Origin of the sequence: Megalodesulfovibrio gigas DSM 1382 = ATCC 19364, assembly GCF_000468495.1 — a bacterium.
GTDB lineage: Bacteria > Desulfobacterota > Desulfovibrionia > Desulfovibrionales > Desulfovibrionaceae > Megalodesulfovibrio > Megalodesulfovibrio gigas.
In genome coordinates, this window is sequence record NC_022444.1 from 1,104,846 (window position 1) to 1,118,126 (window position 13,281).

General features: G+C 62.7%; 14 protein-coding genes. 9 read left to right on the forward strand and 5 right to left on the reverse strand.

Going from position 1 to position 13,281, the window contains the following annotated elements:
• Nucleotides 1-34: 34 nt before the first annotated feature.
• The 3 genes from DGI_RS04940 to DGI_RS04950 form a co-directional block, all read right to left on the reverse strand.
• Complete coding sequence (locus DGI_RS04940) at nt 35-1,102, reverse strand: iron-containing alcohol dehydrogenase family protein (RefSeq protein ID WP_021759647.1); 1,068 nt, start codon at nt 1,100-1,102, stop codon at nt 35-37.
• Nucleotides 1,099-1,761 (reverse strand): HAD-IB family phosphatase, encoded by a 663-nt coding sequence (locus DGI_RS04945; RefSeq protein ID WP_021759648.1) that lies wholly within the window; start codon nt 1,759-1,761, stop codon nt 1,099-1,101. Before DGI_RS04945 ends, DGI_RS04940 begins: the two co-directional genes overlap by 4 nt.
• A gap of 152 nt (nt 1,762-1,913) precedes the next feature.
• Entirely contained in the window at nt 1,914-2,534 is a 621-nt protein-coding gene (locus DGI_RS04950) for a flavodoxin family protein (RefSeq protein ID WP_021759649.1), read from the reverse strand.
• A 136-nt stretch (nt 2,535-2,670) separates the two neighbouring features.
• Here DGI_RS04950 and DGI_RS04955 point away from each other — a divergent pair, with 136 nt between their 5' ends.
• Nucleotides 2,671-3,180, forward strand: a complete 510-nt coding sequence (locus DGI_RS04955; RefSeq protein WP_081696819.1) for a winged helix-turn-helix transcriptional regulator — start codon at nt 2,671-2,673, stop codon at nt 3,178-3,180.
• A 19-nt stretch (nt 3,181-3,199) separates the two neighbouring features.
• On the opposite strand, the gene DGI_RS04960 is transcribed toward DGI_RS04955, so the two are convergent.
• Entirely contained in the window at nt 3,200-3,598 is a 399-nt protein-coding gene (locus DGI_RS04960; RefSeq protein WP_144284121.1) for a surface-adhesin E family protein, read from the reverse strand.
• Between the two features lie 147 nt (nt 3,599-3,745).
• Here DGI_RS04960 and DGI_RS04965 point away from each other — a divergent pair, with 147 nt between their 5' ends.
• Together DGI_RS04965 and DGI_RS04970 are read left to right on the forward strand one after the other, a co-directional pair.
• The gene (locus tag DGI_RS04965; protein ID WP_021759652.1) at nt 3,746-4,204 is read left to right on the forward strand and encodes an AraC family transcriptional regulator; all 459 of its coding nucleotides are present in this window, start codon (nt 3,746-3,748) and stop codon (nt 4,202-4,204) included.
• A gap of 450 nt (nt 4,205-4,654) precedes the next feature.
• A complete protein-coding gene (locus tag DGI_RS04970; protein WP_027193055.1) occupies nt 4,655-5,374 on the forward strand; it encodes a hypothetical protein in 720 nt (239 codons plus the stop codon).
• A 140-nt stretch (nt 5,375-5,514) separates the two neighbouring features.
• On the opposite strand, the gene DGI_RS04975 is transcribed toward DGI_RS04970, so the two are convergent.
• Nucleotides 5,515-5,805: a hypothetical protein gene (locus DGI_RS04975; protein WP_235619933.1), complete on the reverse strand. Its 291-nt coding sequence runs from the start codon at nt 5,803-5,805 to the stop codon at nt 5,515-5,517.
• Nucleotides 5,806-6,107: 302 nt separating this feature from the next.
• On the opposite strand from DGI_RS04975, the gene DGI_RS04980 reads away from it, so the two are divergent.
• From DGI_RS04980 to DGI_RS05005, 6 genes are all read left to right on the forward strand, one after another.
• Complete coding sequence (locus DGI_RS04980) at nt 6,108-7,250, forward strand: iron-containing alcohol dehydrogenase (protein ID WP_021759655.1); 1,143 nt, start codon at nt 6,108-6,110, stop codon at nt 7,248-7,250.
• Nucleotides 7,251-7,276: 26 nt separating this feature from the next.
• A complete protein-coding gene (locus DGI_RS04985) occupies nt 7,277-8,500 on the forward strand; it encodes a two-component system sensor histidine kinase NtrB (protein ID WP_034607424.1) in 1,224 nt (407 codons plus the stop codon).
• Entirely contained in the window at nt 8,493-9,854 is a 1,362-nt protein-coding gene (locus DGI_RS04990; RefSeq protein ID WP_021759657.1) for a sigma-54-dependent transcriptional regulator, read from the forward strand. The genes DGI_RS04985 and DGI_RS04990 overlap by 8 nt, the downstream gene beginning before the upstream one ends.
• A gap of 409 nt (nt 9,855-10,263) precedes the next feature.
• A complete protein-coding gene (locus DGI_RS04995) occupies nt 10,264-11,445 on the forward strand; it encodes an iron-containing alcohol dehydrogenase (RefSeq protein ID WP_021759659.1) in 1,182 nt (393 codons plus the stop codon).
• A 328-nt stretch (nt 11,446-11,773) separates the two neighbouring features.
• The gene (locus tag DGI_RS05000; protein ID WP_021759661.1) at nt 11,774-12,367 is read left to right on the forward strand and encodes a 4Fe-4S dicluster domain-containing protein; all 594 of its coding nucleotides are present in this window, start codon (nt 11,774-11,776) and stop codon (nt 12,365-12,367) included.
• Nucleotides 12,357-13,256, forward strand: a complete 900-nt coding sequence (locus DGI_RS05005; RefSeq protein WP_021759662.1) for a CoB--CoM heterodisulfide reductase iron-sulfur subunit B family protein — start codon at nt 12,357-12,359, stop codon at nt 13,254-13,256. Before DGI_RS05000 ends, DGI_RS05005 begins: the two co-directional genes overlap by 11 nt.
• Nucleotides 13,257-13,281 lie beyond the last annotated feature (25 nt).

Genomic DNA, 13,281 nt, shown 5'->3' on the forward strand with positions numbered 1-13,281 from the left:
TTCCCTCGAGAGTTCTTTTCAAAAGCAACGTGCCCTAGGCAAAGCAACCGGCAAGCACGGTCTCTTCCTGAAGGATGCGCGCCAGTTGCTCAAAAGAGCCCGGCATGGACAACACGGTGAAGAAGCCTTCCTTCATGTTCGGCGCCATGCGGAGCGCCTCCAGCCATTCGTCCCTGTTGAACGGGTCCGCGCGGATGGCGTCCCAGAATCCGGTTTCCCGGAATAGCTGCTCCAGGATCTCGGGGACTTCCGTACTTCTGGCCAGCGGCGCTTGCAGCCTGCTCATAAGGTAGGTCGCCAGGCCGACCTGCAGCCCGTGCAGACGGGGACGGGTGCTGATGGCATCCAGCGCGTGGGAGACCAGGTGTTCGCTGCCGCTTGCAGGACGCGAGGAGCCGCAAATTTCCATGGCAATGCCGTTGAGCATGAGGGCGGTTCCCAACAGGGTCATTCCCTGGGTATCGAAAAGGGGCCTGCCCAGAAACTGATGCACCGTGGCGTCCGAGAGGAGGGCCGCAAGGTCATCCACCGGCTCGCGGACATTGTGGAAGGCCAGCTTCCAGTCAAAAACCGCCGTGAGCTTGGAAGCCAGGTCGCCGACGCCGGAAAGCCAGAACAGCCGGGGAGCCGCAAGGCAGACATCAACATCAATGACCACTCCCTGCGGCAAGGCTGCTGCCAGGGAACGACGCCTTCCGGCCATGGTCAGGCTGGCCTGGGGACTGCAAAAGCCGTCGTTCGAAAGGGAGGTAGGCACGGCGTAATAGGGCAGGCGGGCCAGAAAGGCCAGGTACTTCGCCATGTCCAGGGCCTTGCCGCCGCCAACTCCCACAATGGCCGCAACCTTGGGCGGCAGGTGGGCAAAATGGTGGGCGGCATCTTCAAAGGAATTGTCCTGCACCTCCACCCAGCCGGCGATTTCCACCTGTTCGGCTTCCAGGGAGGTCTCCACGGCCTGCAGCACCGCAGCAGGCAATCCCTGGCTGGCCAGCACGAGCACCCTGCCATGGCCCCCGCGCTGCAGGTAAAGCCCCAGCCGTTGCAACGCGCCGGGCTTGATGCGCACCAGTCCGGGCACGGAAATGAGTGTGGCGCGGTTCATGATGCGGCCTCCCCGGCAAGCAGGGCGCGGGCGATGTCGGACCAGACGGCAAACGGCCGATAGGCTTCGCGGCGCTTGTCGAGGATGGCGGCCAGATCGGCACGGGCAAAACGCAGACCAGGGGCAGCCGCCAGGGCGGCAGGCAGATCGGCAAAGCCATCGCCGGCAAAGGCGACCCTGGCCCCACGGTCCTGATGAAAGCGCACAATGGCCGCCTTGTCCACCCCGGTTTCCAGACAATAAAACGGGGACTCCTCCGGGGCGTCCATGCGCAGGGACCCTTCGGGAAGCACATGCTCGCCCGGGTTGGCATGCACATCCAGCACCACGCCGACTTGTGCAAGCACCTGCCTGATGTACCAATCGCAGCCGGCGGACGCGACCACGATTTCCCAGCCAGCCTGACGCAGATCGGCCACAGCCCGGGCCAGACCGGGGTCTGGCTGCATGTCCTGCACAAGGGCCTGCAAGACCTCCGGGGTGGCGCGCAGCCGGCCGAAGATGCGCTGCAACGCCGTGAAATGTGTAATGGCGCCGGCGCGGTACTCTTCCCAGGGCGCAAGGGCGTCCGAAGGCAGCAGGCGCTGCACGGCGAGTTTGTAAAAGTCGTTGGCGGTCATGGTGCCATCAAAATCGCTGACCAGCACAGCCTTGGCCATGAACACCTCCAGATTTGGCGTAGCGGGTGCGGTCCACGACCAGCCTTGCGTCGTCAACCATACTCAAGACCATAGCGCACACCCCGCAGGACCGCCCTGCGCATGCCCTGCGGGGTGCACTGTGCAAGAATACCAACTTTGCAGGCGCAATACTACCCTTCGGTCTGCATGGGCGCAGGCACGGGATAGTCCGCCTTGAACGGCGCCGTGGCCTTGCCCAGCCAGGCGATGGCCTGCCCCAGGTGCTCCATGTTGCGCAGGCCCTCGGCATCGCCGGCCGCCTCGCCGCGGTTGAGGCCGTAGCCGAGGTTCCAGTACGTGGACCCGGGGACGATCATCTGCGACATCAGAAACATATGGTTGATGGTGTCGAAGACGTGCGTCCCCCCGCCGCGTCGCACGGCCACCACCCCCGCGCCAATCTTGCCCCGGAACAGCCCGCCGTTGGCAAAAGAGACAAAGCCCGAGCGGTCCAGCACGGCCTTCAGCTCTGCCGTCACATCCGTAAAATAGGTGGGCGACCCGAGGATCAGGGCGTCCGCGGCCACCATCTTGTCCATGACCTCGTTGAACATGTCCGTCTTCACGGAACAGCGGTTATCCTGATTTTCAAAACACTTGCCGCAGGCGATGCAGCCGCGGATGGGCTGGCCGCCCACGCGGACAAGCTCGGTCTCCCAGCCGGCGGCCTCCAGCGGGACCAGCACGGCCTTGAGCAGCAGTTCCGTGTTGCCCCCCTTGCGGGGGCTGCCGTTGATGGCGAGAGCGCGCATGGCGTTCCTCCTTGGAAAATCGTGCATGCATGGTTGACGGAAGATCCGTGCCCGGACTATGCCTATTGCACGCATTGTTCGCAAGTACACACTTTAATGTCATGTACTATCATAGAGTATAGTAAGGAGGCCGCGCATGGCTGCGCCCTGTTGCGAAAAAGAACTCAACGGCCGGCGGTATCGCTGCTTTTTCGAGCTGACCCTGGACGTCATCGGCGGCAAGTGGAAGCCCATCATCCTGTATCACCTGGGCATTTGCGGGGTGCAACGCTTCAGCGACCTGCGGCGGAGCATGCCGGGCGTCACCGAGCGCATGCTGTCGCGTCAGCTCAAGGAGCTGGCCACGGACGGCCTGGTGCATCGTGAGGTGTACAGGGAGGTGCCGCCACGCGTGGAATACTGGCTGACGGACCAGGGCAAAACGCTCATGCCCATCCTGCTGGCCCTGCGGGATTGGGGTGCGGAATTCGAGCGTCTGTCGCTGGAGCGCGACGGCCGCGGCGGCACGTTCAACGCGCCGCACTACGAGCAGGCAGCGCTGCCGGCCATGGCGGATGCGGCCTGCGGCAGGGCTGCCCGGAAACCGGCCGGCGGCGTGGAAGAGGAAAGGGAGGAATTGGCGCGGGCAGAGGAACTCTCCGTCTGACAAAGAGTTCCCCCGCGCATTACTTGCAGAAATTCCGCAAGGCAGCCCCGAAGCTGGTGCTGGGGATGGCCGTCCAGTCCGCCCCGCTGGTGGTGGAAACAGCGGTGCCGGCGGCGTCCAGGAACTTTTCCTCCGCCCGACGGAAGGTGCTTTTGGCGCAATTGATTTCGATGCGCGTGGTCAGGCTGCGGGCTTCCTTGCCGTTGACATCGGCCGGGGTGTTGAAGTCCACCCGCATGGTGAAGGCGGCGTTGCCGCCCTGCTTGAGGATGCTGCGGCGGTCCAGGGTGATGGCGTCCCCGGTCTGGCTCATGCCAAAGGGCGCCCACTCCTGGGCAGCGGCCGGGCGTGTCAGGAGGCCGCAGGCCAGCGCGGCGCACAGACAGCCCAGCATCGTGATGCGAGAGGCAGTTGCCATGGTGATGCTCCAATGGTTGACGTGGCAGGACGGCTCTATACGCCCGTTCTCCCCCGGCAGGCAAGGGGCGAAACCGTCATGCACAGTTTCTGAAAACTTGCTAATCCTCGTCATCGGGACGTCATTCTCAAGACAAGGAGTAGAGCCATGGACGTGACCGTTGTGGAACTTCCCGAACGCCTGGTGGCCAGCGTGCGCCACGTGGGCCCCTATCAACAGGCGGAAACAGCCTGGATGACCCTCATGGCCTGGGCCATGCCGGCCAATGCCGCCGGACCGGATGCGCTGTATCTTGGTGTTTCATATGACAATCCTGAAGTCGTGCCACAGGACCAGCTGCGCTATGACGCCTGCCTGACCGTGCCCGAAGGCACGACGGTAACGCCGCCCGTGGTGCTGCAGACCCTGGCCGGCGGCCGCTTTGCCACCGGGGTGCACCAGGGCCCCTACGACAAGCTGCCCGAGGCCTATGCCGCGCTGATGGCCGGCGCCGCGGCCCAGGGACTGACCTTCCGCATGGCCCCGTGCATGGAGCAGTGCCTGAACGACCCGCGCACCACGCCGCCGGAACAACTGCTCACGGCGGTGTTCATGCCGGTGGAATAGGGCAGGTTCTCTTTGAAAGGAGTTCTCGGGGGAAAACCTTTCTGGAGAAAGAGTCTTCCCCCGAACCCCCTTTCCAAAGACTTTTTATAGCAATTTCAAAATACTATCAAAGGCTTGGCAGGGGGTAAACACCGGGCAAGGGAGTTCCCCCTTGCAACGTTCTTGCCCCAGCAGCCGAACCCAGATCCCGAACCTGATGCGGGGCTGGCCGACGGACAGATTTTGGCACGCATCGCAGGCACTTGCATATCATGTCCCCTTCGACGTATCTGATGATCGAGCAGGTTCCATCCACGCAATCATCTCGACGGAGAGGACATGGCACACAAGGAGATTTCTCTCAAAAGCCCGGCCATCACGCACAATCTGTCCAAGATATCCCATTGTGAATGCCGTAAGCTGTTATTTTCATTTGCTAACGTGCTACGCAAGCAACTCGTTGCCCAGGGAATGGACAGTGCCCGCGTCCTCGAAAGCATCCAGCTGGCCATGAAGGAATTCGGCGCCGAAAGTTTTGCGATCAACCAGGAATGCATGCATCTGGTCCAGGAGACCCTGGAAAACTTCCTCAACGCCCAGGACAAGGGCGGGGACATCCTTGGCCGCATCCTGGTCCACTTCATCTTTGAGGCGCCAGGGGGAAGACGCCTGATCCATGCGGAAGGCAGCGAGGAAGATACGCTGGCGCGTCGGGAGTTTACCCCTGGCATCATCCCGCGCCCGCTGATGCGCTACTTTCTGATCTGCATCAGGGGCACGGTGAACGGGGTGGACCCGTTCCAGTCCCTGCCCGTGCTGTTTGGCTCGGATTTCAAATTCATTGAGGAGTGCACTGCCACCGCCCTGGAGCTGGCCAACGACTACCGCATGGTCGAAGACAGCGAAGACTCGCCCATCTACTTCCCGGGCTTTTTTCTCGACCGACGCGTCCAGGTGTTTGCCGTTGAATTGCTGGGCAAGGTGTGGCAGCGCCTGGAGGATCTTCCCGAGGAGTGGCTGCTGCGAATCCTGCACAACCTGCATTCAAAACGGCGCAAAACAGTGAGTTCCATCGATATGGAACGACATTTCACCCTGGAAGACATCCGGCAGCTCCGCGAGGCCGTGCAGCAGGGGCTTGCCGCGCTGCAACACGGGCTGCAATGCGATTTCAGCGCCTCGCGGACGTAGCGAGTGGTGTAGACGAAATTTCTCGCCCGCCTGACCTGGCCCGGCGTGCCTGGGCTGGCGTGCCTGGGCTGGCGTGCCTGGGCTGGCGTGCCTGGGCTGGCGTGTCTGGGCTGGCGTGTCTGGGCTGGCGGGAACTGCCCTCATCCCCGCCAACGCACCGCCGTGCGCCAGGGATTGTGCCGGGCGCAGCAGCCTTCGCCGGCGAACAGGGCGTCTTTGGTGGCCTGACCCGCGAAGCGGTGTTGCATGAGGGCGCACCAGTACCGCCCGGCGGCTGCGTCCCAGACGAGTTCCGGGCAGCGCGGCAGGTAGCCGTATTTGCGATGCGATTCCTCACAGGGATTATCCAGGCAGCACCAGCCGCATCCCACGCAGGCCGGCGCTGGGGAGCCGGTCAGACGTGCCGCAGCAGCACTGCGCCCACAGAACACCTGCCGCGCACCACAGGGAGAAGGCCCTCCCGATGGCAGCGGCCGGCGCAGGGGCTGTGACGACGCCGGAAGAACTGTACAACTCGCATGGGTACTCCTGCACTCGGGCGGGCGGGGCTCCGTCTTGGAGCTGCCTGCCGCTGGCAGATGCCACTCTTTCCATTGCCCGGACAGGCGTCAAGGAGAATCCTCCTCCCGGCGTGGCCCGTACCGGCCTCTTGCGCAAGCTGGCTTCCACCCTTATGACAGTATTCGTGAGGCGCGAACGGCAGCGGGCGTCTTGCAAGGAGCGCCATGATTCGATGGTCATCACCAAATTTGCAATACCCGATATCATCTTCGGCAGCGGTTCGTTGACGCACCTGGGTTCCTGCGCCCGGCGGCTCGGCGCGCGGCGCGTGTTTTTCGTCAGCGACCAGGGACTCGCCGCCTCGGGCTGGGTGGATCGGGTGCTGGAGATTCTGGACGACGACCACCTGGACTGCATCTTCTATGATAATGTAAACTCCAATCCCCGCGATTATCAGGTACACGAGGGCGCGGAGATCTACGTGCGCGAGAAGGCGGACGTCATCATTGCCCTGGGCGGCGGCAGCCCCATGGATGCGGCCAAGGGCATCGGGCTCATTGTGGGCAACGGCGGCCGCATCAGCGATTATGAAGGGGCCAACCGCGTGGAAAAGCCCCTGCCCCCCATGATTTTCATCCCCTCCACAGCCGGCAGCGGGTCCGACATCTCCCAGTTCTGCATCATCACCGACGTGGAACGCCAGGTGAAGATGAGCATCATCAGCCGGACCATGGTGCCCAACATTTCCGTCATCGATCCGGAAATCCTGCTCACCAAAAGCCAGGGGCTGATCATCGCCTCGGCCATCGACGCCCTGGCCCACGCCGTGGAGAGCTACCTTTCGCCCCTGTCGTCCCCGTTCACGGAAATCCAGGCGTTGCGGGCCATCGAGCTGTTCATGGCCAACATCCTGCCTGCCGCCCAGAACAAGGATCCCCACGCCCTGCATCAGCTCTCCATCGCCAGCACGGCGGCAGGCATGAGCTTTTCCAACGCCGGGCTGGGCATTCTGCACTCCCTGGCCCACTCCCTGGGCGGCATTTACGATGTGCTGCACGGCATGGTGCATCCCATCCTGCTGCCCTCGGTGATGCGATTCAACCTGCCGTCCTGCATGGACAAGATGGCCCGCATCGGCAGCCAGATCCTCGGCCGGGACGAAGTCACGCCCCAGCGCACGGCCGTGGCCGGCATCGATGCCCTGGAAAAACTCTTCCAGCAGCTCAACGTCATCACCTCGCTGCGCGAAGTGCTGCTGGACAAGGCGTACCTGGAATCCATCTGCCAGACAGCCACCCAGGACGCCTGCCAACTGACCAACCCGCGCCACGCCAGCTGGGAAGATTTGCGCGACATTTGCGAGGAGGCCTGGTGAAAACGCCCGCGTCCCGTCCCACCAGCATGGCCGATCTCATCGGCATCGAGCACACCAAGCTGGACTTCTTCCAGGAAGTGCAGCGCAAGGTGGAAGAGCTCAAAACCGCCAACACGGAATCCGAGAACCAGCGCCAGGAGATCACCGCCATCCTGGACGGCATCACCGACGTGATGATGGTGCTTTCCGAAGACATGCGCATCATCTCCGTAAACCATGTCTTCACCAATCTCTTTTCCTACCCCAACGAGCAGACCGCCGTGGGCCGCTACTGCTACGAGCTCTTCCGCAACGAGGACGAGCCCTGCCCCGAGTGCCCGGCCTTCCGCTCCCTCTCCACCAACAGCGTGTGCAAGGAGACGGCTTCTTTCAAGATAGACGGCCGGACCATGCAGTTCGAGATGGTGGCCTCGCCCCTGAAGAACCCGGACTGGCCCCAGCACCGGGTGCTCATCTTCAAGCGCGATGTGACCATGGAAAAGGAATACCAGGCCAAATACTACCAGGCGGAAAAGCTGGCCACCATCGGCGTGCTGGCCACGGGCGTGGCCCACGAGGTGAACAACCCGCTGATGGCCATCTCCGGCTATGCCGAGGGCATCCAGCGCCGGCTTTCCCGCGTGGAACACCTCATGGACCCCGGCATGCGCCAGGATTTCCGCGAATACACGGAAACCATCCTCAAGGAGTGCCGCCGCTGCCGGGATATTGTCCGCGCCCTGCTCAACTTCGGGCATCCCCTCTCCAACCGCCAGGGCGTGGTGCACCTGAACGCCGTGGTGGTGGAAACCCTGCGCCTGCTGCAATATCACCTGCGCAAAAAACGCGGGGTGAACGTGGTGGAACACCTGGATCCGGACCTGCCGGCCATCGAGGGCGACGAAAGCCAGATCAAACAGGTGCTGCTCAACCTGCTCACCAACGCCACGGACGCCATTGAGGCCACGGGCCGCCAGGGCTGCATCACCGTGCGCACCTTCCGCAAGGGAGAAGACGCCGTGGTGCTGGCCGTGGAAGACACAGGCTGCGGCATCCCCTCCGGCAACTGCGACAAGCTCTTCGATCCCTTCTACACCACCAAACCAGTGGGCAAGGGCATCGGCATCGGGCTTTCCACCTGCTACGCCATCGTCCAGGAACACCAGGGAGAAATCACCGTGGTCAGCGAACCGGGCAAGGGATCCATCTTCTTCGTCACCCTGCCCCTCATGCAGCAGGATGTGGACGCCAAGGAGCACTGTCATGCCTAGCCCGTATCATGTACTGGTGGTGGACGACGAGCCCTCCATCCTCAAGTTGCTGGAAAAGGAACTGGCCCGGGAAGACCGCGTCATCCATACTGCCACCTCGGCCCGCCAGGCCCGCGAACGCATGAAGAAAACCGCCTACGATGTGCTGGTGCTGGATGTGCGCCTGCCCGACGGCGACGGCCTTGATCTCTTCGTGGAAGCCAAAGGCATTGCCCCGGATGCGGAAAGCATCCTCATCACCGGCCACGGCGCCATCGACAGCGCCGTGGAAGCCATGCGCCTGGGCGTGTACGACTACATCGCCAAACCCTTCAAGCTGGACCGCCTGGATCTGGTGCTGGACAAGGCCTGGCAGCGCGTGCAACTGCAGCGCGAAAACCGCTCCCTCAAACATTCCCAGGAGGCCAGCCAGCCGCCCAGCCGGCTGGTGGGCAAGTCCTCCTGCATCAAGCACCTGCACTTTCTCATCGAAAAAGTCGCGCCTGCAGAAGCCCCGGTGCTCATCACCGGCGAATCCGGCGCCGGCAAGGATGTGGTGGCCCATGCCATCCATGCCCGCAGCAAGCGGGCCAGCCATCCCCTGATTATCAAGAACTGCGCCATGCTCCAGCGCGATCTGGTGCGCAGCGAGCTCTTTGGCCACGTGAAAGGCGCCTACACCGGCGCCACCGAGACCAAGGACGGGCTGATGGCCTTTGCCCATCGCGGCACCCTGTTCCTGGACGAAATCGGCGAGCTGCCCATGGACGTGCAGGCCTCCCTGCTGCGCGTGCTGGAAGACAAGACCTACCGGCGCATGGGCGAAAACGAGGAGCGCCAGGCCAACATCCGCTTCCTCTTCGCCACCAACCGCAACCTGGCCCAGGAGGCGGCGGCCAACCGCTTTCACGAGGCGCTGTTCCACCGCATCAACGTCTTCAACATCCACATCCCGCCCCTGTGCGAACGCAAGGAAGACATCCCCCTGCTGGTGGAACACTTCCTGGGCCGGCTGTGCAGCGCGCCCGGGGCCTGCACCATTGCAGACAAAGCCATGCAATGCCTGCTGCAGTACGACTGGCCCGGCAACGTGCGCGAGCTGCGCAACGTCATCGAGCGCAGCATCATCCTCTCGGAAAACGGCATCATCACGGAACGGGCCCTGCCGCGGGAACTGGTGGAAAAATCCCACGCCTGCGACGACAATGCAGACGCCCCTGCCGCCGGCGCCCTCACCCTGGACACCATGGAGCGCAACCACATCGCCCGGGTACTCTCCTTCCATGACGGCAACCGGGTCAAGGCCGCCCAGGCCCTGGGCATCGGTCGCAAGACGCTGTACCGCAAGCTGGAAAAATACCGGCTGGAAGAGTAGCCCACTCCCCCCCGCCCCCCCTACCCGGCCGGAAAGATGACAAACTGTCCATCTTTCCGGCCGGGTACGTTTTTTACAGCATGCCCACATTCCAGGAAATCAGGACTGGGCCTGTTCTGACCCATCTGGCCCTTTTCCCTGTGTCACATCGACACACCACCACAACAAATTGATTTACATCAACAAAACGCGCATTTGCGACTTGATGTGGATCAATTTGCCCCCATGCGATACAGCCAAGGTGGCACGTCTTTGCGGGGCTCGAAAATATTGATTGAGTATACAACTTGAATATCGATCAATATTTTCTGGCACGCTCCTTGCCTTATAGGCCGCGACTGACATGAGCGATGTACAGGGGAGCACATCCCCTCTGGTGATACCATCAAACCAATCAGGAGCGTATGTCATGGCTGTTCGCGAACAAGTGTATGGTTTCTTCATTCCCAGCGTGACCCTCATCGGCATCGGCGCCTCCAAGGAAATCCCCGCCAAGATCCGTGAGCTGGGCGGCTCCAAGCCCCTGCTCGTGACCGACAAAGGCATCGTGAAGTCTGGCGTGCTGAAACAGGTCACCGACCTGCTCGACGCTGCCAAGATGGAATACGTGGTGTACGACGAAACCATCCCCAACCCCACCGACGAAAACGTCCATAAGGGTGTGGAAGTTTACAAGAAGAACGGCTGCGACAGCCTGATCACCCTGGGCGGCGGTTCCTCTCACGACTGCGGCAAGGGCGTGGGCCTGGTCGTCTCCAACGGCGGCAAAATCCACGACTACGAAGGCGTGAACAAGTCCACCAAGCCCATGATGCCTTATGTGGCTGTGAACACCACCGCCGGCACCGCCTCCGAAATGACCCGCTTCTGCATCATCACCGACCTGTCCCGCAAAGTGAAGATGGCCATCGTTGACTGGCGCGTGACCCCCGGCATCGCCGTGGACGACCCAATGCTGATGGTTGGCATGCCCCCGGCCCTGACCGCCGCCACCGGCATGGACGCCCTGACCCACGCCGTGGAAGCCTATGTTTCCATCATCGCCAACCCCATGACTGACGCCTGCGCCGAAAAGGCCATCGAACTGATCTTCAAATACCTGCGTCCCGCCGTGGCCAACGGCCAGGACATCGAAGCCCGCGAAGGCATGTGCTTCGCGCAGTACCTGGCCGGCATGGCGTTCAACAACGCCTCCCTGGGCCACGTGCACGCCATGGCTCACCAGCTGGGCGGCTTCTACGACCTGCCCCACGGCGAATGCAACGCCATCCTGCTGCCCCATGTGGAAAAGTTCAACCTCATCGCCAAGATGGATCGCTTCGTGAAGATGGCCCAGATCATGGGCGAAAACACGGCTGGTCTGTCTCCTCGCGCTGCCGCCGAACTCGCTCTGGACGGCATCAAGAAGCTGTCCACCGACGTCGGCATCCCCGCTGGGCTCATTGAGCTCGGCAAGCGTTATGGCAAGGACGTGAAAGCGGCCGACATCCCCACCATGACCGCAAACGCCCAAAAGGACGCCTGCGGCTTCACCAACCCCCGCTGCCCGACCGACAAGGATGTTGCTGCCATTTACGAGTCTGCCCTGTAGCACTTGCCGTCTCTCCTCCACATGTCCCGGACGGGGGCCTTCGGGCCCCCCTCCGGGACACATAAAAACACGCCCATGTGAAAAATTTAACAAGAATGTTCCAGCGCATGGAAGTCCCCCTTGCAGATGATACTTCCCCTTTTTACATGGGATTTTCGCCGGGGCCACAGCCAGCATCAACATGCCGCCCCTCAAACGCCCCCTTGACACCTGCTGGCTGCTGGGAAAAACAAACGCCAGTATGCCCAGGGCCAAGATCGCGCGACGCATGCTACATGCTCTACCCGGAAGGCGAGGCCCTTTCGGCGCCAAGGTGGTTTTCCGAATCATGAACACTGTCAATCTCACCCAATCGTACGACGCGGAGTTCGTCCACGAGGTGGAAGCCGCCACCGGCCAGGTGCTCGCCACCTGTTACCAGTGCGGCAACTGCACTGCCGGCTGTCCGTACACCTTCGTGTACGACATCCCGGTCAGTCAGGTCATGCGGCTGCTGCAGGCCGGCCAGAAGGAAACTGTGCTCTCCTGCAATTCCATCTGGCTGTGCGCCTCCTGCCAGAGCTGCACCACCCGCTGCCCCAACAACATCGAAGTGGCGCAGATCATGGACACCTTGCGGCACATGGCGCGGCGCAAGGGTTTTGCCAAGGCACAGCGGCCTGTGCGCACATTCTGGGACAGCTTCCTGGCCTCCGTGCGCAAGCACGGCCGCGTGTTCGAGATGGGCACCGTGGCCGAGTACGTGATGAAAACTGGCCGCTTCTGGTCCGATGTGGACCTCGGCCCCAAGATTCTTCCCAAGGGCAAACTCCACTTCAGGCCGCACGACATCCAAGGCAAGGACGAAGTGGCCCGCATTTTCGAACGCTTCGAAAAGGAGTTCGGCCCGCAATCCACCCAGGAGGCGAGCCATGCCCGCTAAGGTGTACGCCTATTATCCCGGCTGCTCGGGCCTTGGATCGTCCAAGGAATATGAGCAGAGCACCCGCGCCGTCCTCAAGGCCCTGGGCCTGGAGGTGCAGGAGATTCCGGACTGGAGCTGCTGCGGCTCCACGCCCGCGCACACCGTGGACCATCGCCTCTCCTCCGCCCTGGCCGGCCGCAACCTGGCCCAGGCCGAACGCATGGGCGACATGGCCGGCGTCATCACTCCCTGCCCCAGCTGCCTGACCAACCTCAAGAATGCCGCGCACCACCTGCACGAGCCGGCCTTCCGCGCCGAGGTGAACAAGCTGCTGGACCGGCCCATCAATACGGTGCTGCCCGTCAAGAGCGTGCTGCAGGCCATTTATGAGGATGTGGGCCCGGCGGCCATCAAGGCCCGCGTGGTGCGCCCCCTCTCCAGCCTCAAGCTGGCGCCGTACTACGGCTGCATCATGAACCGGCCGCCGCACATCATGCAGTTCGACCACCACGAACACCCCGTGGCCATGGACGAGCTGATGGAAGCCATCGGCGCGAATGTGGTGCAGTTTCCCCTCAAGGTGGAATGCTGCGGCGCCTCCTATGGCGTGGCCCGCAACGACATCGTGATGAAGCTTTCCGGCAAACTGCTGGACACCGCGGCGGATCGTGGCGCCAATGCCATGGTCACCGCCTGCCCGCTGTGCCAGATGAACCTGGACTTGCGGCAGGGCCAGATCAACTCGGCCAACCGCACCCGGCACCGCACACCCGTCTTCTACTTCACCCAGCTCCTGGGCCTGGCCCTGGGCATGAGCGAAAAGGAAGTGGGTCTGGACATGCTGAGCGTGGACCCCGCACCCGCCCTCACCGCACCGGTCGCCGTACCGGCCGAGGCCACGGCCTGATCGGCCCAGACGCGAAGGAGTCGTC